This window comes from Caulobacter sp. FV2ps19 (assembly GCF_058681035.1).
Genome location: NZ_CM178729.1, coordinates 460,920 through 484,211, shown reverse-complemented (window position 1 = coordinate 484,211; position 23,292 = coordinate 460,920). Strand labels below are relative to the sequence as shown.

The 23,292-nt window shown below is 67.8% G+C and carries 16 protein-coding genes and 1 riboswitch; of the genes, 8 read left to right on the top strand and 8 right to left on the bottom strand.

What is annotated here, in order from left to right; translation table 11 throughout:
* Position 1: 1 nt before the first annotated feature.
* Positions 2 to 1,531, bottom strand: a complete 1,530-nt coding sequence (locus ACW18B_RS02270; protein ID WP_492049229.1) for a helicase HerA-like C-terminal domain-containing protein — start codon at positions 1,529 to 1,531, stop codon at positions 2 to 4.
* Between the two features lie 96 nt (positions 1,532 to 1,627).
* Here ACW18B_RS02270 and ACW18B_RS02265 point away from each other — a divergent pair, with 96 nt between their 5' ends.
* The 3 genes from ACW18B_RS02265 to ACW18B_RS02255 all read left to right on the top strand — a co-directional run bounded on the left by ACW18B_RS02265 (position 1,628) and on the right by ACW18B_RS02255 (position 9,242).
* Positions 1,628 to 2,716, top strand: coding sequence for an AI-2E family transporter (locus tag ACW18B_RS02265; protein WP_492049228.1), 1,089 nt, complete (start codon positions 1,628 to 1,630; stop codon positions 2,714 to 2,716).
* 319 nt (positions 2,717 to 3,035) lie between these two features.
* The gene (locus ACW18B_RS02260) at positions 3,036 to 7,892 is read left to right on the top strand and encodes an NAD-glutamate dehydrogenase (protein ID WP_492049227.1); all 4,857 of its coding nucleotides are present in this window, start codon (positions 3,036 to 3,038) and stop codon (positions 7,890 to 7,892) included.
* 141 nt (positions 7,893 to 8,033) lie between these two features.
* Complete coding sequence (locus ACW18B_RS02255) at positions 8,034 to 9,242, top strand: DUF418 domain-containing protein (RefSeq protein ID WP_492049226.1); 1,209 nt, start codon at positions 8,034 to 8,036, stop codon at positions 9,240 to 9,242.
* Here ACW18B_RS02255 and ACW18B_RS02250 read toward each other — a convergent pair.
* Together ACW18B_RS02250 and purH are read right to left on the bottom strand one after the other, a co-directional pair.
* A complete protein-coding gene (locus ACW18B_RS02250) occupies positions 9,239 to 9,997 on the bottom strand; it encodes a dienelactone hydrolase family protein (RefSeq protein WP_492049225.1) in 759 nt (252 codons plus the stop codon). The genes ACW18B_RS02255 and ACW18B_RS02250 overlap by 4 nt on opposite strands.
* Positions 9,998 to 9,999: 2 nt before the next feature.
* Entirely contained in the window at positions 10,000 to 11,589 is a 1,590-nt protein-coding gene (purH, locus tag ACW18B_RS02245; RefSeq protein WP_492049224.1) for a bifunctional phosphoribosylaminoimidazolecarboxamide formyltransferase/IMP cyclohydrolase, read from the bottom strand.
* A gap of 24 nt (positions 11,590 to 11,613) precedes the next feature.
* Positions 11,614 to 11,694: riboswitch (ZMP/ZTP riboswitch) on the bottom strand.
* A gap of 105 nt (positions 11,695 to 11,799) precedes the next feature.
* Between purH and ACW18B_RS02240 the strand changes: the two genes are divergently transcribed.
* Both ACW18B_RS02240 and ACW18B_RS02235 read left to right on the top strand, forming a co-directional pair.
* On the top strand, positions 11,800 to 12,162 hold the full coding sequence (locus ACW18B_RS02240) for a PilZ domain-containing protein (RefSeq protein WP_492049223.1): 363 nt from the start codon (positions 11,800 to 11,802) through the stop codon (positions 12,160 to 12,162).
* 158 nt (positions 12,163 to 12,320) lie between these two features.
* On the top strand, positions 12,321 to 13,550 hold the full coding sequence (locus ACW18B_RS02235; protein ID WP_492049222.1) for an NAD(P)/FAD-dependent oxidoreductase: 1,230 nt from the start codon (positions 12,321 to 12,323) through the stop codon (positions 13,548 to 13,550).
* Positions 13,551 to 13,773: 223 nt separating this feature from the next.
* Here ACW18B_RS02235 and ACW18B_RS02230 read toward each other — a convergent pair whose 3' ends face one another.
* Positions 13,774 to 15,048 (bottom strand): aminotransferase class III-fold pyridoxal phosphate-dependent enzyme, encoded by a 1,275-nt coding sequence (locus ACW18B_RS02230; protein WP_492049221.1) that lies wholly within the window; start codon positions 15,046 to 15,048, stop codon positions 13,774 to 13,776.
* 82 nt (positions 15,049 to 15,130) lie between these two features.
* On the opposite strand from ACW18B_RS02230, the gene ACW18B_RS02225 reads away from it, so the two are divergent.
* From ACW18B_RS02225 to ACW18B_RS02215, 3 genes are read left to right on the top strand one after another with little or no spacing between them, the layout of a single operon-like run.
* On the top strand, positions 15,131 to 16,075 hold the full coding sequence (locus ACW18B_RS02225) for a carbohydrate kinase family protein (RefSeq protein ID WP_492049220.1): 945 nt from the start codon (positions 15,131 to 15,133) through the stop codon (positions 16,073 to 16,075).
* Positions 16,075 to 16,728: a class II aldolase/adducin family protein gene (locus ACW18B_RS02220; protein WP_492049219.1), complete on the top strand. Its 654-nt coding sequence runs from the start codon at positions 16,075 to 16,077 to the stop codon at positions 16,726 to 16,728. Before ACW18B_RS02225 ends, ACW18B_RS02220 begins: the two co-directional genes overlap by 1 nt.
* Positions 16,725 to 17,921 carry an MFS transporter gene (locus ACW18B_RS02215; protein ID WP_492049218.1) on the top strand — a complete coding sequence of 399 codons (1,197 nt, stop codon included), beginning with the start codon at positions 16,725 to 16,727 and terminating at the stop codon, positions 17,919 to 17,921. Before ACW18B_RS02220 ends, ACW18B_RS02215 begins: the two co-directional genes overlap by 4 nt.
* On the opposite strand, the gene ACW18B_RS02210 is transcribed toward ACW18B_RS02215, so the two are convergent.
* The 4 genes from ACW18B_RS02210 to ACW18B_RS02195 form a co-directional block, all read right to left on the bottom strand.
* The gene (locus ACW18B_RS02210; RefSeq protein ID WP_492049217.1) at positions 17,860 to 18,546 is read right to left on the bottom strand and encodes a TetR/AcrR family transcriptional regulator; all 687 of its coding nucleotides are present in this window, start codon (positions 18,544 to 18,546) and stop codon (positions 17,860 to 17,862) included. The genes ACW18B_RS02215 and ACW18B_RS02210 overlap by 62 nt on opposite strands.
* A gap of 124 nt (positions 18,547 to 18,670) precedes the next feature.
* Positions 18,671 to 20,926 (bottom strand): TonB-dependent receptor, encoded by a 2,256-nt coding sequence (locus ACW18B_RS02205; protein WP_492049216.1) that lies wholly within the window; start codon positions 20,924 to 20,926, stop codon positions 18,671 to 18,673.
* A gap of 346 nt (positions 20,927 to 21,272) precedes the next feature.
* Complete coding sequence (locus ACW18B_RS02200) at positions 21,273 to 21,557, bottom strand: hypothetical protein (protein ID WP_492049215.1); 285 nt, start codon at positions 21,555 to 21,557, stop codon at positions 21,273 to 21,275.
* 4 nt (positions 21,558 to 21,561) lie between these two features.
* The gene (locus tag ACW18B_RS02195; RefSeq protein WP_492049214.1) at positions 21,562 to 23,286 is read right to left on the bottom strand and encodes a heparinase II/III family protein; all 1,725 of its coding nucleotides are present in this window, start codon (positions 23,284 to 23,286) and stop codon (positions 21,562 to 21,564) included.
* Positions 23,287 to 23,292: the final 6 nt, after the last annotated feature.

Genomic DNA, 23,292 nt, shown 5'->3' with positions numbered 1-23,292 from the left:
ATCAGCGACCTCGCTTCAAGCCGCCCATCAGGCCGCGCATGATCTCGCGCCCCGCTTGAGTGGCGACCGTGCGGATCAGAGACTTGGCGAAGGTTTCGGCCATGCCCTGGCGGCTGGAGGCGCGAGGACGCGGCGCCGCCCGCACGCTGCGGGTTTCTTCCCGAGCCCGCACCTTCTCTTCCGCGGCCCGCTGCCTTTCGGCTTCGACGGCGTCCTGCGCGGCCTGGGTCTGGCGCAGGGTTTCTTGGGCGCGACCTTGCAGGACCTCGTAAGCCGAGGCGCGATCCTGGGTGATCTCATAGACGCCGGCCACCGGGCTTTTGGCGATCAAGGCGGCGCGTTCTTCGGGTGTCAGCGGCCCCATCCGTGAGGCGGGTGGTCGGATCAGGGTCTTCTGGACGACACACGGCGCGCCCTTGAGATCGAGGGTCGAGACCAGGGCCTCGCCGACGCCCAGGGCCTGGATGGTCTCGGCGGTGTCGAAAGTGGAGTTGATCCGGAACGACTGGGCGGCGGCCCTCAGGCCTTTCTGATCGGCGGGCGTATAGGCGCGAAGGGCGTGCTGAATGCGCGCGCCCAACTGGCCCAGCACGGCGTCGGGAATGTCGGCCGGGTTCTGGGTGACGAAATAGACGCCCACGCCCTTTGAGCGGATCAACCGCACGACCTGTTCGATCTTTTCCAGCAACGGCTTGGGCGCGTCGTTGAACAGCAGGTGCGCCTCGTCGAAGAAGAACACCAGGCGGGGCTTCTCAGGATCGCCCAGTTCCGGCAGCTCCTCGAACAGTTCCGAAAGCAGCCACAGCAGGAAGGTGGAATAGAGCTTGGGCGACTGGATCAGTCGGTCGGCGGCCAGCAGGTTCACATAGCCGCGGCCGGCGACATCGGTGCGCATGATGTCGGTCAGCTTCAGGGCCGGTTCGCCGAAGAAGTTTTCCGCGCCCTGGTTTTGCAGGGTCAACAGCTTGCGCTGGATCGCGCCCACCGTGGCGGCCGAGACATTGCCATAAAGGGTGCCGATGTCAGCGGCGTGATCGGCGACATATTTCAGCGCCGCCTGCAGATCCTTGAGGTCAAGCAGCAGCAAGCCGTCCTTGTCGGCCACGTGGAAGGCGATGTTCAGAACGCCTTCCTGAGTGTCGTTCAGCTCCAGCAGCCGCGACAGCAGCACCGGGCCCATTTCGGAAATGGTGGTGCGGATCGGGTGACCCTTTTGTCCGAACAGATCCCAGAACATGGTCGGGGGCGCGGCCGGCGTCAGGGTCAGTTCCATCAAGGCGGCGCGGGCCAGCATTTTCTCATTCGGCGCGCCCGCCATGGCGATGCCGGAAAGGTCGCCCTTCACATCGGCGGCGAACACCGGAACGCCGGCGTCGGAAAAGGCCTGGGCCATGATCTGCAGGGTGACGGTCTTGCCGGTGCCGGTCGCGCCGGCCACCACGCCATGGCGGTTGGAACGATCCAGCCTCTGGGTGACCGGGCCCTCGCCCAGTCCGATCAGGATTTCGCCCTCACCCACGATCAGCGCCATCTGCAACATCCCCCATTCGAAGTCTTCACCCTAACGGGGCCCTTGCGCGCCGCCAATCGCGATAGGCAAGGTGTGGCGGTTTCCAGGAGCTCTCGCATGTCCGTTTCCACATCTGCCGCGACCCGCAACGCCGTGGTGCTCCTGGCGGTCATCGCTTGCGGGGCGGCGCTGCTGTGGATGCGCGACATCTTGACGCCCCTGGCCCTGGCCATGTTCCTGGCGGTGATGATCGACAGTTTCGCCCGGGTGATGACCCAGCGATTGCCGGGCTTCCCAAAGCGGCTGGCTCTGCCGACGGCGGTCGTGCTGTCGATCGTGGTGTTTGGCCTTTCGGTCTGGGTGGTGGCCGAGAACAGCAATGGCTTCATCGACCAGTTGAAGGCCTATGCGCCGCGACTCGATAGCGTCATCGCCAGGATCGCCCACGCGCTGGGCCTGCACATGACCCCCACCCTTGGCGACCTGATCACTCAGCTCAATCCTTCGGCCTATATCGGCGCAGCGGCCCAGAGCCTGCAGAACTTTGGCACCAGCGCTCTGCTGGTGCTGATCTATCTGGGTTTCATCATCGCCTCGCGCCGGGGCTTCAGCCGCAAGATCGTCGCCATGTTCCCTCACCACGACAAGCGCGACCGGGCCATGGTGCTGTTTCACCGCATCCGGGACGGTGTGGAGCAATATCTCTGGATCCAGACCGTGACAGGCCTGATCATCGCGGTCGGAGCCTGGCTGGTCATGGCCGTTCTGCGGCTCGACAACGCCTTCTTCTGGGCGTTCCTGATCTTCCTGGCCAGTTACATCCCGATTCTGGGCGGCGCGATCGGATGCTTCTTGCCGCCGCTGTTCGCGGTGGTGCAGTTCCCCGACAGTTTCGCGCCCGCGATCATTCTCTTCGTCGCCCTGCAGGCCATCTATTTCGTTGTGGGCAACATCGTCTTGCCGCGCATGCAGGGTGACAGTCTGAACATGGACCCGACCGTGGTCCTGCTGTCCTTGGCGGTTTGGGGCGCGCTGTGGGGCGTGCCGGGCATGTTCCTGTCGACGCCCCTGACCGTGGCCTGCATGGTCATTCTGGCGCAGTTTGAGGGCTCGCGCTGGATCGCGATTTTGCTGTCGGAAGACGGCGACCCGCAGGGCTTGACCTCGCCGCAGGCCACCCCTCAGAAGGCGAAGTCTGGCGCGTGACAGAAAGTCGCGACGAGGGACTTAAATTCCTGAAACCGGCGCCTATCTGTGTCTGGTCCGACGCCCCCAATCGGACACCCCGCGCGACGCAGCCTGGTTCTCCGGCGCGTCCGAAGCGGAGACGCCCGCCTCCCCCCCGGCGGGTCGGCGCCGCCGGTTCCCCCACCGGCGGCGCTTCCGTTTTACCGGATCTTATCGAATTTCGAGCCTCTCTCCGAGGCGGATGAAATGGGCAAAATCCTTTGAGGATTTCCGGCTGCGCTGTTGAATCCCTGCCCGAAAATACTAGGTTGTCGCCCTAAATACGCGAGAGATTCCCATGGCCGGTGCACGAAATGACCTCGAAACTTCGGGGGCGGCGACGGGGCCTCTGATCGCGACTTTCGCGCAGGCCTTGGGTCACCCCATCGACGCCCTGCCGGACCAGGCGCGCAATTTCCTCGCCCAGGCCCAGGATGACTGGGCGGCCGACGAGTTGCCCGACTTCGATGCGGGCGACACCGCCCATGCCCTCGCTGATTTCTGGCGTTTCGGTCAGCAGCTGACCGACGCCGACGAGCCGGCCATCCGTCTGCGTCGCGCTCGCAAGCCTGACGGAACCGACCTGCGCGGCGATCTCCTCGAAATCGTCCAGCCCGATCGCCCCTTCCTGGTCGACAGCATCATGGGCGCCGTGGCCGAGGCCGGATTCTCGGTCCGCGCCATGTTCCACCCGGTCATCGCGGTGGGCGGTCAGCGGCGCTCGATGATCCAGATCTATCTGGCTCCGGTCGGCGAGGATCGCGAGGCGGCCCTGATCTCCGCGGTCAGCGACGCTCTGGCCGATGTTCGCATCGCCGTGCAGGATTTCGCCCCCATGCGCGATCTGATGCGTCGGACGATCGCGGACCTGCGCGACACCAAGGTCGCCATACCGGCCGAAGCGCGCGCCGAAGACCTCGACTTCCTCGAATGGCTGGCGGCCGACCACTTCGTGTTTCTGGGCGCGCGGGTCTACGAATATCCGCGCACCGGCGATGGCGGCTATGCGGCCGAAGAGCCGCTGTACCAGCCCGAAGGCAGCCTGGGCGTGCTGCGCGACCAGACCCGCACCGTGCTGCGTCGGGGCAACGAACCGGCGGTCCTGTCGCGCCAGGTGCGCAACCACATCGAGATCGGTGATCCGGTCGCGGTCGCCAAGTCGAACCTGCGCTCGCGCGTCCACCGGCGCGGCTACATGGATTATGTCGGGGTGCGCCGATACGGCGCCGACGGCAAGCCGTCGGGTGAGGTCCGCTTTGTCGGCCTGTTCACCGCCGAGGCCTATGAGACCCCGGCCCATGAGGTGCCGCTGATCCGCCGCAAGGTCGTCCACGTCCTGGCCAGCGCCAGCAAGGATCCCGACAGCCACAACGGCAAGCGGCTGCGTAACATCCTTGAGACCTGGCCGCGCGACGAACTGTTCCAGACCGATGATGATGTTCTGCTGAACATGGCGCTGGGCGTTCTGCATCTCTACGACCGGCCGCGGGTGCGGCTGTTCACGCGCCGCGATCCGTTCGACCGTTTCATCTCGGCCCTGCTGTTCGTGCCGCGCGAACGCTATGATTCCGGGGTGCGTGAACGCGCGGGCCGCTTGCTGGCCGACGCCTTTGGCGGCCGGGTTTCGGCCTATTATCCCAGCTTCTCCGACGCCCCCCTGGCGCGGGTTCACTACATTCTGGGCGGGATGTCGGTCGACGACCGTCGTGAGCCCGATCTGATCGCGCTGGAAGCCGAGATCGCCGAGATCGCCCGCACCTGGGAGGACCGCTTCGAGGCGGCGATCCGTGACGGTGGCGCCCCGGGCCGCGTCGCCGAGACCCTGGCCCGCTATGCCGGGGCCTTTCCGCCCGGCTATCGCGATCAGTACGACGCCGCCGAGGCGCTGGCCGATATTGGGGTCATCGACGCCTTGTCGCCGGATGAGGCTGTGCGTGTGCGCGCCTTTCGCCGCGAGGGCGACAGCGCGGTGACCTTCCGCTTCAAGCTCTATCGCCCGGCCGCCGCAGCGCCCCTGGCCGACGTTCTGCCCATCCTGGAACACATGGGCCTGAAAGCTCTGATCGAGGATGGCCACAAGATTTCGCCGACCACCGAGGGCGGTGACCGCGCGCCGGTCTGGGTCCACGAATTTGTGCTGGCCGACGAGCAGGGCGAGCATCTGGTGTTCAACGACATCAAGCTGGCCTTTGAAGACGCCTTCGTCGCCATCTGGAACGGCCGCGCCGAGAGTGACGGCTTCAACCGTCTGGTGCTGGAGCTGGGAATCGGCTGGCGCGAAGCGGCCCTGATCCGCAGTCTGGCGCGCTATCGCCAGCAATCGGGGCTGGATCCCAGCCAGGGCGTGCAGGAGCAGTCCCTGGCCGACCATCCTGGCGTCGCGCGCCTGATCCTGGACCTGTTCCAGACCAAGTTTGATCCGGCGGTGGTCGCCGATCTGAAGGACCGACAGAGCCAGGCCAAGGCGGTCGAGACCAAGATCGGCGAAGCCTTGCAGGCCGTTGAAAGCCTGGACGCCGACCGCGTCCTGCGTCGCATTGCGGCTCTGGTCGGGGCGATCCAGCGCACCAATTTCTACCAGCCCGGCCCCGACGGCGAGCCCAAGCCCTATATCAGCTTCAAGATCGCATCCCGCGAACTGGAAGACCTGCCGGCCCCCAAGCCCTACCGCGAGATCTTTATCTCAGCGCCGCATGTCGAGGGCGTTCACCTGCGCTTTGGTCCTGTCGCGCGCGGCGGCCTTCGTTGGTCCGACCGGCGGGACGACTTCCGCACCGAGGTTCTGGGCCTGGTCAAGGCCCAGCAGGTCAAGAACGCGGTCATCGTGCCGGTCGGCTCCAAGGGCGGCTTCTATCCCAAGCAGTTGCCGCGCGGCGGCGATCGCGACGCGATCCAGGCCGAGGCGATCCGCGCCTACAAGACCTTCCTGTGCGGGCTGCTGGATCTCACCGACAATATCGACGCGAACAACCATGTCACGCCGCCACCCTCGGTGGTGGCGCATGACGGCGAGGATCCTTATCTGGTCGTCGCCGCCGACAAGGGTACGGCCACCTTCTCGGACATCGCCAATGGCGTGGCCGACGACTACGGGTTCTGGCTTGGCGACGCCTTCGCCTCCGGCGGGTCGGTGGGTTATGACCACAAGGCCATGGGCATCACCGCCCGCGGCGCCTGGGAAGCGGTCAAGCGCCACTTCCGGGAAATGGGCAAGGACATCCAGTCCGAACCCTTCACCGCGGTCGGCGTCGGCGACATGAGCGGCGACGTGTTCGGCAACGGCATGCTGCTGTCCAGGCAGACCCGGCTCCTGGCCGCCTTCGACCACCGTCACATCTTCCTGGATCCTGATCCGGATATCGCCGCCTCATGGGAAGAGCGCGATCGGCTGTTCAAGCTGCCGCGCTCGTCCTGGGACGACTATGACAAGACCCTGATCTCGCAAGGCGGCGGCGTCTTTGCCCGGTCGTTGAAGTCGATCCCGCTGTCGCCCGAGGTGCGGGCCATGCTGGATCTCAAGGCCGAGACTGTTACGCCGGCCGAACTGATGACCGCCATCCTCAAGGCCCGGGTCGAGCTTCTGTATTTCGGCGGCATCGGCGGCTACGTGAAGGCCCAGGGCGAGAGCAACGCCGACGCCGGCGACAAGGCCAATGACGCCATCCGCATCAATGGCGCGGACCTGCGGGTCAAGGTGGTGGGCGAGGGGGCCAATCTGGGCGTCACCCAGGCGGGGCGCATCGAATATGCGTCCGGCGGCGGCCGCATCAACACCGACGCCATCGACAACTCGGCGGGGGTCGACACCTCCGACCACGAGGTCAATATCAAGATCCTCACCGGCATGCTGGAGCGGACGGGCGAGCTGACCCGAGACGGCCGCAACGTTTTGCTGCCGACCATGACCGATGACGTCGCGGCCCATGTGCTGGCCGACAATTACGATCAGACCCTGGCCTTGACGCTGCTGGAAAGCGACGCGGCCGCCGAGGTCGAGATGCAGATCCGCTACATGGTCGACCTGGAGGCCCGCGGGCGTCTGGATCGCAAGGTCGAAGGCCTGCCGACCAACACGCTGCTGCTGGAGCGCAAACAGGCGGGCAAGGGTTTGACGCGGCCCGAGCTGGCGGTGCTGCTGGCCTATGGCAAGCTGGATCTGTTTGACGAGATCGTCGCGTCCGATGCGCCGGATGATCCCTGGTTCGAGACCACCCTGCGGGGCTACTTCCCCCCGGCGCTCGATCGCTATGCCGACCAGATGCAGAAGCACCGCCTGAAGCGCGAAATCATCGCCACGGTGGTCAGCAACCAGATGGTCAATATGTGTGGGCCAACCTTCGCGTCCCGTCTGCGGGCCGCCGCGGGCTGCGATGTCGACGCTCTGGTCACAGGCTTCACCGCCGCGCGGGAGATCCTGGGCGTTGACGCCCTGTGGAACCAGGTCAGCGCTCTGGACAATCGGGCCTCGGCCGAGGGGCAGACCGGGCTCTACAAGGCCCTCGCCTACGCCCTGCGCAGCCAGACCTTCTGGCTCGCCCGGCGAGCCTTCCGCGACAAGGTGTCCGTGAAGGCCCTGGTCGATCGCTATGGCCCGTCGGTCGGTGAGCTTCGCGCACTCAGTCCGGTCGTCCTGTCGGCCTTTGAGCAAAAGGTCGTCGCCAAGCGGGTGAAGGCGTATGTCGCCGACGGCGCGCCCGAGGCCCTGGCCCAGTCGGTTGCCGCCCTGCAGCCCCTGACCATGGCCGCTGATCTGGTCGACCTGGCCAATGCGTCCAGCTGGACGGTGAAGGCTGTCGCCCGCCTCTATCACCAAACCGGCGCGGCCTTCGGCTTTGACCGGTTGCGCGGCGCGGCCGGCTCGTTCGTCGGCGGTGACGCCTTCGAGCGTCTGGCGGTGCGTCGCCTGATCGAGGATCTGCTCAGCGAGCAGACGACGATCACCCAGGCCGTTCTCAAGTTCTCGGCCAACGCCCAGGCCGGCGAGGACGAGCTTTCGGCCAAGGCGGCGGTGACCTCGTGGGCCGCCCTGCGCATCGACCGCGTCCGCGCCGCCAAGCGCACGGTGGAAGACATCGAGAACGCCGGCGGCGGCTGGACCTTCGCCAAGCTCACCATCGCCAACGCCGCGCTGCGCGAACTGGCCAGCGCGAGCTAGGCGGCGGCGCGACCGCCCGTTGGGCGAGGGGCGAGGGGCGAGGGGCGAGGGGATACCCGCTCGCTCGCCCCGGCCCTGGCTCAGGCTTGTGGGGGCTTTGAGCCGAGCCTAGGCTCGGCAGGCAAACGCCTTGGGGGGCTTATGGCCAAGAGTCGCATCGTTCTGCTGGATTCCCTCCGGGGTCTGGGGGTGCTGGGCATTCTGCTGTGCAATGCGCCGGACTTCGCCGTCACCGCGGGCCTGGCCGAGTCGGTGCGCCACTGGCCGCATGGATCCGGCGCCGACACGGTCTCGGTCTGGGTCGCCACCCAGTGGCTGTTCCAGCGCAAGTTCGTGACCCTGTTCTCGATGCTGTTCGGGATCTCGATCTTCCTGGTCGGCGGTGAGCGGTCCGAGATCGACAAGGGCGCGATCCTGCGCAGGCGGCTGATGTGGATGGCGGGGTTTGGCCTGCTGCACGGTTTCGCCATCTGGTACGGCGACGTGCTGCTGAGCTATGCCCTGGCCGGTTTCGCGGTGATGCTGGCGCGATCCTGGACGCCCCGAAAGCTGATGACGACGGGGATCGTGATCTGGGTCGTGCTGTGCCTGCTGATGATGGCCGGCGTGGCCTATGCGGTCTTCGGTCCGGCCCCGGATCAGGCCAAGGAGGCCCTTCGCACGGCCAAGGAGGCCGCCAAGAACAGCGCCGAGGCGGCCCAGTACGCCGGGACCTTCCTGCAGTCGCTCATCCAGAACGCCAAGGAGCGCGCCGTCCGCCTGGCGGCCGAGCCGGTCATTTTCCTGATGACCACCAGCCTGATGCTGCTCGGCCTGGGCTGTTTCAAGACGGGCGTCTTCACGGGGCAAGCCTCCAATCGCACCTATGGCGTGCTGACCGCCGTCGGCCTGCTGGCCCTGGCCGTCACGGGCGCGCTGTTCATCGCCTGCGCCGCGTACGGCCTGGACCGCAAGCTGGGCCAGATCGCGGGTTGGGTGCAGATCGCCACCGCGCCCCTGACCTCCCTGGCCTATGTCAGCCTGATGGTCTTCGCCGCGCGCTCGACCGGGTTTTGGCGGAAGATCCCTGAAGCCCTGGCGCCGGTCGGCCAGATGGCCTTCACCAACTATCTGACGCAGTCGTTGATCATGACCGCGATCTTCTATGGCGGTCGCGGCCCGGGCCTGCACGGCAAGGTCGACCGGCCGGGCCTGGCCCTGATCGTCGTGGCCCTCTGGATCGTCCAGATCCTGTGGTCGCGCTGGTGGATGGACCGCTTCGCCATGGGGCCGCTGGAGTGGCTGTGGCGGCGGCTCTATCGCGGTCCGACGCCGCTGCTGCGCCCCGCGCCGACGCCGGTGGTTCCTTAAGCCTTCAAAGTCTCGATCAGCGCCCGTCCGAAATAGTCCCGCGTCTGATCGAACAGGTCGGGTCGGTATCGGGCGCGAGGGTCATTGGCCCGGTCGTCGTCGAAGGCGTGGGTGGCGTCGGCGTGGAAGAGGGTGTCCACCGTCAGGCCGTCGCGGGTTAACCGCTCCATGGCCCGGCCGGGATGCTTCCAGCCGACCACCTGGTCCTTGCCGGCCAGCACCGACCAGACCCTGGGTCCCTGCGCGCCCCAGCCCTGGCGATGGGTCAGGAACGGATAGCCGGCATAGGGATAGACCAGCAGCGCGCCCTTCACCTGATGTCGCAGCCGGGCCGGATCGGCGTCGGCCAGGCCCGTGTCGCGGGCGGCGTTCGCGCCGCTGGCATAGGCGTCCATGATGGCCCAGCCGCCATGGCTCCAGCCGGCCAGAAACACGCGGTTGTGGTCAGCCCAGTCCTGCGCCTCCAGCCAGGCCAGGACCGCGAATAGGTCGGCCGCGCGCTTGACGCCCTGAAGTTTGGTCCCGGTGCAGACAAACAGCATGGCGTTCAGGGACGAGATTCCTCGCGGCTTGAACGAATCGACCACGATGGCGGCGTAGCCGGCCTCGACCGCCGTCTGGGCGTAGGCCTCCAGGAACGGGGTCTTGCCGCCGCAGCCGTGCAGGATCAGCGCCACCGGAAAGGGGCCGGCGCCCTCGGGCTTGAAGACCCGAGAGTGCTCGACGACCTTGGCTCCCCAGGCGGCGCTGTCCATCCCTAGTGCCTGAACACCCGCACGCCGGTGAAGGCCATGGTCAGGCCCAGCTTGTCGGCGGCCGCGATCACCTCGCCGTCGCGCATCGAGCCGCCCGGCTGGATGATCGCCGTCGCGCCAGCCTCCGCAGCTTGAATCAAACCATCTGCGAACGGGAAGAAGGCTTCCGAAGCGCAGGCGCAGCCCTGCAGGTCCAGACCAAAATCAGAGGCGCGCAGGGCCGCGATCCGGGCCGAGTCCTTACGGTTCATCTGGCCGGCGCCGACGCCCAGGGTCTGGCCGTCGCGGGCGTAGACGATGGCGTTGGACTTGACGTGCTTGCCGATGGTGAAGGCGAACAGCATGTCGCGCACTTCGTCGTCGGTCGGCTGGCGCTGGGTGACGATCTTCAGGTCCGAGGCCTGGATGCGGGCGTCATCGCGAGACTGCACCAAGAAGCCGCCGGCCACGCTCTTGAACGTGTCGCCGGTCGACAGCGCATCAGGCAGCCCGCCGGTGACCAGCAAGCGCAGGTTCTTCTTGGCGGCGAACACGGCGATGGCGTCGGCGTCGGCTTCGGGGGCGATCACCACCTCGGTGAAGATCTCGACCATCGCCAGGGCCGCCTCTTTGGTCAGGCGCGAATTGACCGCCACGATGCCGCCGAAGGCCGAGGTGGGGTCGCAGGCCAGGGCCCGCTCATAGGCCTCGCGCTGGCTGCCGCCCACGGCCACGCCGCACGGATTGGCGTGCTTGATGATCGCCACGGCCGGGCCGGCCGCCGGGTCGAACTCTGCGATCAGCTCGAAGGCCGCGTCGGTGTCGTTGATGTTGTTGTAGCTCAGTTCCTTGCCCTGCAGCTGGGTGGCGGTGGCCACCCCGACGCGGGGATTGGGGAAGGCGTAGAAGGCCGCCTTCTGGTGCGGGTTCTCGCCATAGCGCATCACCTGGCGCAGTTCGCCGGCGATCGCCTTGCGGGCCGGGAAGTCCTGACCCAGCTGGGCCGCGAACCAGGCGCTGATCGCTGCGTCATAGGCCGCCGTGCGGGCATAGGCGCGGGCCGCCAGGACCTGGCGAAGCGCCAGGGTGGTGCCGCCGGTCTTCAGGGCTTCCAGCACTTCGGCGACGTCCGACGGATCGGTGCAGACCGCCACATAGCCGTGGTTCTTGGCCGCCGAGCGGATCATGGCCGGGCCGCCGATGTCGATGTTCTCGACGCATTCGGCATAGTCGCCGCCTTTGGCCACGGTGGCCTCGAACGGATAGAGGTTCACATACAGGATATCGATGCCGCCGATGCCGTGGTCGGCCATGGCCTTGGCGTGCTCCGGCGCGTCGCGCACCCCCAGCAGCCCGCCGTGGACGATGGGGTGCAGGGTCTTGACCCGGCCGTCCATCATTTCGGGGAAGCCCGTCAGGTCCGAGACGTCCTTGACCGGCAGGCCGGCCGCCGCGATCGCCGCCTTGGTGCCGCCGGTCGAGACCAGCTCCACGCCTGCCTCGTGCAGCACCCTGGCCGCCTCGACCAGGCCGGTCTTGTCGGAGACCGACAGCAGGGCCCGCTTGGGCATGACGAGATCGGGGGCTGAAGGATAGTCGGGGGCGGCGGGCAAGGCGGGACTCCGGGTCTGGTGAAACGAGGGAGCCCAGGCGCGCGGCGATATGCGTAGGGGCTCCCCGGTGGTTGCCCACCTCCAGCGCCAGTCACCCGAACGGGGCGGAAAATACGGCCGGGGGCCGGGGAGTCAATGCGGCGTCTCGCAGCGCGTTTTTTGGGCCAGAAAGAACCTCCCTGTTAACCGTAAGGGTCTAAGCTCCGCCGCGTGGAAGATAACGCCTCGCATATTGAACAGCGCAGACATGCGCGAGAGCCGGCGCGCCGCAAGGTGTATCTGGTCAGCGGCGGCTTTGCGGCCAAGTGCGGGCTTGTGGACATCGCGGCCGGCGGCGCGCGGGTCCGCCTGCCCAATGAAGCCCTGCCGCAGGGCGATCTGTATCTTGTCGATATGCGCACCGGCCTGATCCACCTGACCCAGGCGGTCTGGCAGTCTGACCGGGAAGCGGGTCTCCAGTTCATCGAGACCGATACGCTGGACCAGGTCACTGGGGGCGTGATCGCCGCCGCCGAGGCCGCCACAGCCTTCGCCCGGCGCCGCGCCCGCGCCTCGCTCAGCGACGCGTCCTAGTCGCGTCTCCAGGCCAGCAGGCGCTGCCGTTCGCGCGGATCCCAGGGTTGGGCGCCCAATGACCGCGCAATCGTCCGCCGTCGTCCCCCGTGATCCAAATTTCATCCCCGTCCGACGTGCGGAGCGGCTTTGATCGCCTCAGCACGCGGGGCACGACGATGATCGACAGGCGCAACTTTCTCAACCTCTCGGCCGGCGGCGCGTTGGTTGCGTCCGCCGCGCCGTCCGGGGCCGCCGTGATCAGGGGCGCGCCCGATGTGGCGGTGGTCGGGGCGGGGGCCTTCGGCGGCTGGACGGCCCTGACCCTGCGCGAGCGGGGCCTGTCGGTCGTGTCGCTGGACGAATACGGCCCGGCCAGTCCGCGCGCCTCGTCGGGCGGCGAGACCCGCTCGATCCGCTCGGGCTATGGCGACCAGGGCTTCTATTCGGCCTGGGCCGCGCAGGCCCTGAAGCTGTGGCGGCTGAAGGAAGCCGAGTTTGGTCGCACCCTGCTCTATCCCAATGACCGCATCGAGCTGGCCGACCGCTGGCTGCCGGGCATGCTGGCCCAGCGCAGGATCTTCGACGATCTCAAACTGCCCTACGAGATTCTGAGCCGCGATCAGCTGCGGGCGCGTTATCCGCAGATGGCCTTTGACGATGTCGAATTCGCCTTTGTCGAGACGGCGGCCAGCGCGGCGGTGATCAAGGCCCGCGAGGCCATGCTGGTGGTCTCCGAGGTGTTCCAGAAAAAGGGCGGTCAGTTTCGCATGGCCCGCGCCATCCCCGGTCCCGCCACCGGCCGGCGGCTGAACGCCCTGACCCTGGGCGACGGCTCGTCGCTGGCGGCGGGACAGTTCGTCTTCGCCACCGGACCCTGGGCGCCCAAGCTGTTTCCCAAGTTGGTGGCTACCAAGGTGGGGGTCTATCGCAGCGAATATTTCTACTGGGGACCGCCGGCCGGCGACGCCCGGTTCTCGTGGCCCAACCAGCCCGCCTGGCATGACCATGTGCAGGGCGGCTACGGCTTTGGCAGTCTGGAGCGGGGCCTGAAATATTCCCCCGAGGCCGGGGGGCGCGTGACGCAGGACCCCGACACCGCCGAGCGCCTGCCCACCGACTATCTATTGAAAAAGGGCCGCGACTATATCGGCCATCGCTTCCCCGACATGCGCGACGCCCCGATCCTGGAGACCCGGGCCTGCCAGGTGGACAATACCCGCAACAGCCACTTCATCCTCGACCGCCACCCCGACTACGACAATGTCTGGCTCGCCAGCGGCGGCGGCGGGCACGGTTTCAAGCATGGCCCGATGGTGGGGCAATACCTCGCCGACCGGGTGATGGGCCGGGCGGTCGATCCGGCGGAGGAGGGAGTATTCAAGCTGGCGGCGCATGGAGATGTGTGAGGCCCAGCCGCCGCACGCCTGGGCCATCGTCATTTTCGCCGGAAGCGGGGGGCAGGCTTGGACCGAGCATTCCTGGGCGTGGCGCAAGAGCCCGGTCTGAAGGGCCGCTTCACGCTCCCCAGGCCCTCCTCTTCCGGTCCGAAAGCCTGGTGCGGCGCTCCCTGCAAGGAAGAAGGATCATCGCGGCGGGGACCTCGCTCATAGGCTCCCGCCGCGAGGCGCCTCAGCCGACCATGGAGTGCATGAATTCCAGCTTGGCGACGGGCTCCAGCGGGCCGGCGGCCTTCAGCAGCTTGAAGGCGTCGTCTGCGGCCTGGAGGGTGTGATCGATGTCGCCGTCGGTCATGGCGGTGTTCATGAACATGTTGTGCCAGGGGTGGAAATAGACGCCGCGCTTGAGCAGGGCGTTGTTCCAGAAATAGCCCTTCGCGCCCGTCGGATCCTCATCGATCATGATCAGCGGCATCTGGGCCGGGCCGGTCTGGCGCAGGCCAAAGCCGTGACGGTCGGACACCTCGGCAAGGCCCGTGCGCAGGCGCTCGCCGAGCGCGATGGTGCGTTCCAGATAGTCGCTGTCGGCGATCAGCTTCATGGTCGCCAGCGAGGCGGCCATCGGCGCGGCCGAGAACCAGAACGAGCCGGTGGCGTAGATGGTGGCGGCGGCGAAGCGGGCGATGTCCGCGCCCAGCAGCGCCGAGATCGGATGGCCGTTGGCGATGGCCTTGCCCCAGCTCGACAGGTCCGGCTTCACCCCGACCAGGGCCCAGCTGCTGTCGCGGGCCAGGCGGAAGCCGGCGCGCACGTCGTCGATGATCAGCAGCGCGCCGTGCTCGTCGCACAGCTCGCGGGCGCGGCGGGCGTATTCGGGCGTGGGGGCTTCCTGGTCGACGAAGGTATCGTGCTTGATCGGCGAGGCGAAGATGCCGGCCAGGTCCGAGCCGGCTTCGCGCACGGCCGCCTCCAGGCTCTCGACGTCATTATAGTCGTAGAACACCTGGTGGGCGCGATCGGCGGGGGTGACGCCGTTCTTCAGCGGCGTGCACCACGGCGCGGCGCCGTGATAGGCGCCTTTGGCCAGGACGATGGTCTTCTTCTGGGTGAAGTTGCGGGCGATCATCAACGCCATGGTGGTGGCGTCGGTGCCGTTCTTGCAGAACATCGCCCAGTCGGCGTGGCTGACCTGACGGGTCATGGCCTCGGCCAGCTCGACCATGGCCTCGCCCGGCCCGGTCATGGTGTCGCCCTGCTGCATACGGGCGACATAGGCGGCGTCGATCTCGGGATGGGCGTAGCCGAACAGGTTGGGGCCGTAGCCGCACATGAAGTCGACATAGCGGTTGCCGTCGACGTCCCACAGATAGGCGCCTTCTGCTCGCTCGAAGAACTGCGGATAGTCGTCGGGCATCAGCATCACCGACTGGTGGCCGTACATGCCGTTGGGGATCACGGCCATCGCGCGCTCGCGCAGCGCGCTGTCCTTGCTGTTGGTCCAGGTCATCTCGGCGCTCCACCATAAGATAGTTTTGACTATCATAAAGACCTAGGCATAGTGAGAGTCAACGCATGGGAGGTGAACGGCGATGAAGACCGGCTTGGCCTGTATCGGGCTGACAACCCTGGACGTGGTGGCGCGCGCCATCGACGCCCTGCCCCAAGGCGAGGGTACCACCCTGGTCGAGGGCATCGCCTGTGCGCCCGCCGGTACGGCGGCCGGCGCGGCGATGGTCGCCGCCAAGCTGGGCGTGTCGGTGAAACTGGCCTCGGCGGTCGGCGACGACCTGATCGGTCGCTTTATCCGCATGGCCCTGGACGAGGCGGGCGTGGATCTGTCTGCGCTGGAAACGATGCCGGGCCTGCCTAGCTCGACGACCGTCCTGGCGGTCGACTCCGCTGGGCGTCGGCCCAATTTCCACGCCCTGGGCGCGGGAATGCTGGCCTGGCCCTCGCCGGCCGCGCTGGAGGCCGCCACCTCGGTCCGTTTCTTCCACTATGCCGGGATCGGCGGACCGCGACTGGACGGCGGGTCCGGTGCCGACCTTGTCCGCGCAGCGCGCGAGGCCGGAGCCATCGTGACCTGCGACCTGATCTCGCCGCAGGCCTCGGCGATGGAGGAGCTGACCCGGTTGGCGCCCCATATCGACTATTTCATGCCCAGTGCGGCTGAGGCCAAGGCCCTGACCGGCCAGGACGACCTGTTCGCCGCCGCCGACGTGTTTCGTGGCCTGGGGATCGGCGGCTGCCTGATCAAGAATGGCGGCGAGGGCTCGGTGGTCGTTCTGGAGGGCATTCGCACAATCCTGCCCGCCTATGTCATCTCGCCGGTGGACACCACCAGTTGCGGTGATTCCTACTGCGCGGGCTTCATCGCGGCGCTGGACCGTGGCTGGCCTCCGCTGGAGGCCGCCCGGTTCGCCACGGCGACGGCGGCCCTGGTGGCGCAAGGGCTGGCGACCCTGGGCAAGCTGGAGAGCTTTGAGGCCACCGAGGCGGCGATGCGCCAGATGACATTGAAAGAGGCGGCCTGATGGCGGCGGACGTGGACGAAGGCGCCCTGCGGCTCCGCATGGCCCAGGTCATGAAGGCCATGGATGAGCGGGGCCTCAATCGCGGTACGTCGGGCAATGTCTCGGCCCGCTGCGGCGCGGCGATGCTGGTGACGCCCAGCGGCGTGCCGGCCGGCCTGCTGACGCCCGAGCAGATGGTGCTGGTCCAGCCAGACGGCTCGACAGCGCCCGGCGCGTTGAAGCCCTCCAGCGAATGGCGGATGCATCAGGGCCTGCTGGAGCGGCGGCCCGACATCAACGCGGTGGTCCACTGCCACTCGCGCCACGCCACCATCCTGGCGTGCGCCAATCGGCCGATCCCGGCGGTGCATTACATGGTCGCGGTCAGTGGCGGGACCAGCGTGCCGGTCGCGCCCTACGCCACCTTCGGATCGCCGGAACTGGCCCAGGCGGTGGTTGAGGCCCTCGACGGCCGCTACGCCGCCCTGATGGCCAATCACGGCCAGATCGTCGTGGCCCCCAGCCTGGATTTCGCTTTGGCGATCGCCGAGGAGATCGAGGAGCAGGCGGCGGTCTATTGGGGAACTCTGGCTATCGGCGGCCCGACCCTGCTGGCGGAAGACGAGATGACAACCATCCTGCAACGCTTCAAATCCTACGGGCAGCGCGGATGAGCGTGGCGGAAGTCCTGGCCGACGAAACGGCCGTCGCCGTCACATCCCCGCCGCGCCGCGAGGCGGCGATCAGCCAGGGCATCGGGGTGATCGCCCTGCTGATCGCCGGCCTGCAGCCGGTGATCCTGGGGGCGCTGGAGCGCGAGGGCCGGCTGACCACGGCCCAGATCGGCCTGGCCGCGACGGTGGAGCTGATGGCCCTGGGCGTGGCCTGCGGTCTGGCGGCGGCCTTTCTCAAGCCCACCAATATTCGTCTGAAGATCGCCCTGGCCTGTCTGGCCCATGCGGGGGCCATGCTGGCCACCACCCTGACCACCGGCGCGGGCGTCATCATCGCGCGCGGCGCGGCGGGAGCGTGCGCGGGCGTAATGCTGTGGCTGGCGATCGGCGTGATCGCCCGCTCGTCCCGTCCCGAACGCGCTTCGGGTGTCTTCGTTACGGTCCAGACCTTCGCCCAGCTGGTGCTGGCGGCGACCTTGCCGGCGCTGGTCATGGGGCATTGGGGCGTCAACGGCGCCCTGGTCAGCCTGGCGGTCATCTCGGTTCTGGCCGCCGTCGCGGCCTTCGCCGGACCCGATCGCCTGGCGGCCTTGCCCAAGCCCGAGGGGGCGGGCGGAAAGCTGGGCGCGGCGCCCCTGGCCGGACTGGCGGCGGTGTTTCTCTACATGGCCTTCATCGTCGCCCTGTGGGTCTATCTGGAGCCTCTGGCCGCCCAGGCCGGGCTCTCGCCGCGCGAGGCGGGGCTGGCCATCGCCCTGGCGCTAGGGCTGCAGGTGGCGGGCGGCGCAACCGCGACCCTGGTCGGCGACCGCGCCCCGGCGGCGCGGATCCTGATCGTCGTCGGTCTGCTCAATGCGGGGATCCTGGCGGTGCTGTGGGGCGGACCGGGTCGGGGCCTGTTCGTCGCCTGCGTGGCGGCGTTCGGCTTCCTGTGGCTGTTCGCCCTGCCCTTCCAGACCCTGCTGCTGATCCGCCTCGACCCGACGCGCCGAGCCGCGATGCAGTTGGGCGCGGCCCAGCTGCTGGGCAGCAGCGCCGGCCCGCTGGCGGCGTCTCTGGTGGTGGGCGACGGCGAGGTGCGGCGCGCTCTGGCGCTGTCGGGCGCGTGCCTGGCGGCGGCTCTGGGCCTGATCAGCCTGCTGGCGTCGCGAGCGCGGGCTTCGGCCGCGTCAGGTGCTGATAGTACAGGCTGACCATCCAGCAGATCTCTTCGTTGATCCGGTCTTCGTCCTGGTCGGGCTCTTCCAGCACCATTTCGGTGGCGGCGTACATCATCTGGGTCGTCAGGCGCGTGGCCGTGTGCAGGCGCTCCGGATCGGCGTGAGGATGGGTTTCGCGGAGGATCTCGAACAGCGCCTGGGCGACGGCGTCGCGTGAGGTGGTTCGCACCTCCTGCAGCACCGGCAGGGCCCGCAGGGCCCGCAGGATCCAGTCGCCGCCTGGAAAGGCGCGGGTGATCGCATTGACCTGTTTCTGCAGATCCCGGTTCTTGGCGACCGACTCCTCCAGCGAGGTGAAGCGCGTTCCGCCGCTCTTCAGCCAGGCCATCACCACCTGATCCTGGGCGTCCATCAGGCGATGGGCCAGTTCCTTGAGCAGGGCGTACTTGTTGGGAAAGTAGCGATAGAGGGCCGGGGGGGTCAGGCCCGCACGCTGGCACACCAGATTGGTGGTCAACCGCTCGAAGCCGACCTCGGCCAGCAGTTCGCCCGCCGTGCTCAGGATGACCTCGAACGTGTCGATGCCGCGCTGGCGCGAAGGGCGCGACTTGGTGTCCAGAGAGAGCGACGGAAGCTTTTCGGCGGAGCGTCTTGCCATGGGGTTCCTGAAGGGCCCGGATCGGGGATCGCCGACAGATAGCAAAAACGCTCCCGCGGTACGAGGCGGCAAAGGGAAATCCCCCAAACCGCCCCGCCTCCTCCGCCCCCGGGAGGGTCGAGATCTAGTAGTGGTAGCGCAGGAAGGCGCCGAACGTGCGCGGCCGGTTCAGGCTCAGCAGGTCCTCGCCCAGGCTGTCGATATTGGAGATCGAGACGACATAGGTCTTGTCGAACAGGTTGCGGGCGAAGGCTCCGGCCTCGATCGTATGGTCGGGCGAGCGCCAGCTGAGCTGGGCGCCGGCGATCCACACCGGGCCCTGCGACAGGCGATCGGCGTTGCTGTTGTCGAAATAGACCTTGGACGCGTAGTTGGCGTCCAGATTGGCCACGACGGCGCCGCCGGACGGCAGGGCGGCGACATAGGTCGCCGCAGCGTTGAAGGTCACCTTGGGCGACTGCGGCAGCCAGTTGCCGCTGAAGTCCTGGCCCTCGCTGAAATACTCGCCGTACTTGGCGTGCAGCAGCGAGACACCGGCGGTCAGGGTCAGGGGCTGGATCGGCCGGGCGGTGATCTCCGCTTCGCCGCCATAGACCTTGGAGTTGGCGGCGTTGTCGAGCACCAGCACCGACAGGCCGTTGCGCAGCGCCTGGGCGAAGACCTGCTGGTTCTTGTAGTCGTAGTAGAAGCCCGACACGTTCAGCCGCAGCCGGCGGTCGAAGAATTCCGACTTCACCCCCAGCTCATAGGCGTCGAGGGTTTCGTTGTCGTAGGGCTCGATCTCCTCGGGCGTCGTGGCCAGGCCGCCGAAGAAGCCGCCGCTCTTGTAGCCGCGATTATAGGTGGCGTAGACGCTGGCGTCGGGCGTCACCTCATAGCGCAGGCCCAGTCGTCCGGAGAGCGCCGAGAAGGTCTTGCTCTGGTCGGAGGTCAGCAGGACGATCAGCCCGTCCTCGATCTGGCTCTGATAGTTCATGTGCTTGTCGTCAGACGACCAGCGCAGGCCCACCGTGCCGGTCAGCTTGTCGGTGAACTTGTAGTCGGCCTGACCGAAGACGGCGTAGCCCTTGGTTTTCTGGGTGTAGGGCCAACCGAACACCGCCACGCTGTCGGCGGGGCTGATGCCGGTGGGATTGTCGTCGGTTATGAACAGCGGACGGATCTCGCGCAGGGTATCCTGGCGGGTGTTGTCTTCAACTGTCTCGTCCATGAAGTAGGCGCCGACCACCCAGTTGAGGGCGGCTCCGCTGTCGTTGGACTGCAGGCGAAGCTCCTGGGTGAACTGCTGCTGGCGGGAGCGGTAGTTGATCTCCAGCATCTGCAGCGGGCTGCCGTCGGTGTTTTCCAGGTCATTGCGATGGGCCCACTGCCAGGCCGTGACCGAGACCAGCGACATGCCGCCGAAATTCCATGTGGCCTGGTTGGAGGCGCCGAACAGATCGACCTTGTCCTTGCCCTCGAGATTGGAGTCGATCGCCCGGCTGTTGTTGTCGGTGTCGGCATAGCCCAGCAAATCGGTGCACTGGCCGCTGGCATAGGCGTTGGCGGCGCACAGGCCATTGGCTCCGGTCGCCTCGGCCGTGGCGGGGAACAGGGCGCGGTGCTGCGGCTGGATGGCGTCGCCGCGGTTCACGTAGCGATTGACCTGGGTCAGCATCTCGAAATTTTCGGTCGGCGTGTACAGCAGCGACAACCGCCCGGCCCAGTGGTCGGCGGCGTTGACGTTGTTTCCGGTTACCCGGTTGTAGGTGTAGCCGTCGTCCTTGACGACCTGACCGGCGACCCGGAAGGCCAGCTTGTCGGCGATGATCGGACCGCCGACCGCCGCCTCGCCGGTGATGGCGTTGAAGCTGCCATATTCCATCGAGGTATCGACCGAGAAGGTCTGGCTCGGGCGTTTGGTGGTGACATTGATCGCGCCGCCATTGGTGTTGCGGCCATACAGCGTGCCCTGTGGACCACGCAGCACCTCGACCTGCTCCAGGTCGAAGAAGCCGGCCATCTGGGCCAAGGGCGAGCCGATATAGACGCCGTCGACATAGACGCCCACGCCGCTGGAGGCGTTGGGGTTGAAGTCGCTGAGGCCGACGCCGCGAATATAGATCTTGGGATTGGCGGCCGCGTCATTGGCGCTGATCCGCAGGCCCGGCGCCATGTTGTTCAGGGCCAAGACGTTGTTGACGCCGCGCGCGGCCAGGGTGGCGCTGGTCAGGGCGGTGACCGAGACCGGGACGTCCTGCAGGTTTTCGGCGCGCTTCTGGGCGGTGACGACGATCTCTGCGATCGCCGTGTCGTTGTCGGCCGGGGCCGCTGTCTGGGCGCTGGCCAGACCCGCCGAAAGCGCCAGCATGGCGCAGCCCATGAACATAGACGCTTTCATATTCCGATCCCCTAAATCCGGTACTCCGACCGGTCCGCCACATACGATAATAAAAACTATCTCAACGCAAGGGCGCCAAACGCAAGCCGTTGCAGTCCGCAGGGGTGACGGGCGATCGCGATGCATGGTTTGAAGGCGGGACTGACCCGAAAACGGTCCAAGGCCGCGCTGGGCAGACAGGCTTTTCTTGCCTGGCAGAGCTCCACGCCGTGGAGCGGCGCATCGAGGGCACCCAGTTCGGCCTGGCCTCCAGGCGCTGGCGGTCGGGTTCGATCGGCATCCCGGGCTCCATCGCAAGCCGGCGGCTGAGCAAGGGCTTGTCCTGCCGGGCATGTGACCCAGGCAGCTATCCCGCGAGCCGTAAACCGATCGCCTTGAACAACATCGCCATCTCGATGTGCGTGTCGACGTACCGTCGCTCGAACAGCCAGGTCAGCATCTGGTCATAGGTGTCGTCATAGTCCGCCGACGACACGCTCCCGGGCTGCTCGGCCTCGCGCTTCAGCACGGCCCAAAGCGTCGGCGCATCCGCCATCAGCGCGGTGCAGACCTGCAAGACTTCGTCGTCCGTGAACTCCGGCGCATGCCGCATGCGGCCGGGATCCAGGGGAGCTCGGCGGTCGAAGCCCATGGGCCTACCCCTCCGCTCGCGTCAGCTTCCAGCGGATCTTCGCCCCAATCTCCGGCCGCACCTGGCTCTTGAGCACGATCTGCCCGGCCTTGCGCGCCTGGCCGTGGTCGAAATGGGCCGAGGACGCGATCTCGACATCCACCGCGTCATTGCGCAACCACCAGCCCACATTGGACGGGCCGCGGATCAGCACGCTCTTGCCGTCGCGGGCGATCGAGGCGCGGGCGTCGGGGTGCAGGTGGAAGCGCACGGTGAAGGGCAGGTAGCGGCGCGGACCGGCGGGGTCGCCGGGGGCCAGGGGGATCAGGCTGTCCTCGCCGCGCAGCTCGTCGCGGGTGATGTCCAGGAACAGGCGGCGGGTGTGGGTCAGGCCCAGCCGCCGCCAGCCGTCATGGCTGATGTCCAGCCACACGCCGTTGTCGGCGTCGTGACGCTTGACCTCGACGGTGGTGGCGCCGTCGATCAGCCACGGCCCCAGGGCCTTGGCGCGGAAGCCCGACAGCGGCCGGCCGGCCGAGCCGTCGCCGACCGACAGGGTCGAGGCGGCGTCCGACAGGCGAAAGGCGTGGGCCCCACCGGCTTCGGGGCTCCAGCCGCAGCTGGTGATCAGCCGGTCCTTGTTGCAGACGATCTCGATGGCGGCCGGCTGGGCGCAGGCGGCGCGGCTCAGGGGGCCGGTCGCGGGCGGCCCGGTGTCGGCCATCAGCTGCAGGCTGCCGCCCTGCATCTTCTCATAGCCGCTGTGGGCGGCCGAATCGGGCGGGCGCGGCCCGGCGTCGTCGTGGGCCAGGGCGGCGGCGATGCGGGCGGCGCTGACCGCCTCGCCGCCCTGGAAGGCCGCCAGCTGGCCGTCGGCCAGGGTGAAGAACCGGGCGGCCGAGGCCAGGCGGTCGATGGCCCGCGACACCGCCTCGGGCGAGGGCCGGCCGCGCTGGCCCAGGGCGTCGTCGAGGGTCAGCAGGTCGAACAACAGTTCCAGCCCGGCCTCGGGCGAGCGGCTGGCGTGGCCGCCGTCGCCCAGCACGATGCGGTCGATCTGGGCCGCGATGATCTTCAGCCCCTTGTCGATCAGCCGGTCGCCGGGCGGGCCGGCCAGCACGCAGCCGGCGATGGCCGCGACGACCGCGCGCTCCAGATCCCGTTCGGGCGCGTCGGACGCCTTGAGGAGCTGCCGCGCCCCGCGCGCCAGGTCCAGCGTCAGGTCGGCGACCTCGGCGTCGGAGCCTTCGGCGGCCAGGGCCCGGGCGGCGCAGGCCAGGTGGAACACCCGCCGCTCCAGGCAGTCGCCGCTCCAGGAAAAGGCGTTCCAACCGCCGAACACCCGGCGCCAGTCATCCAGTAGCCGCAGGGCCCGGCGAGCGCCCTCGGAGCCGGCCGAGGCCAGGTCCGGCAGCCAGTCGAAGCGGTGCAGGGCCAGGGCGAAGCGGCGGGTGGGGCTGGGCGTGTCGAAGGGGTCGCCCGCTTCGCCGATCCGCAGGGCGCCGCCCGACAGGGTCATGACCCCGGCCAGGATCTTCTTGCCATGGGCGGCGTCGATCGGGCGCGGATCGTGCGGATGGGCCGCAAGGCCGCGCGGCCTGGGTCGGGACAGCAGCAGCCGATGCGGCGGCGAGCCGAACCACTCGCGCTCGACATGGGCCTTGAGGCTGGCGCCGATCGCTCGCGACAGGACGCCGCCGCGCGGAGCGGTGGGAAGCCTGGGCATGCCGCGAGCGAGGCGTTGAACCATCCGCTT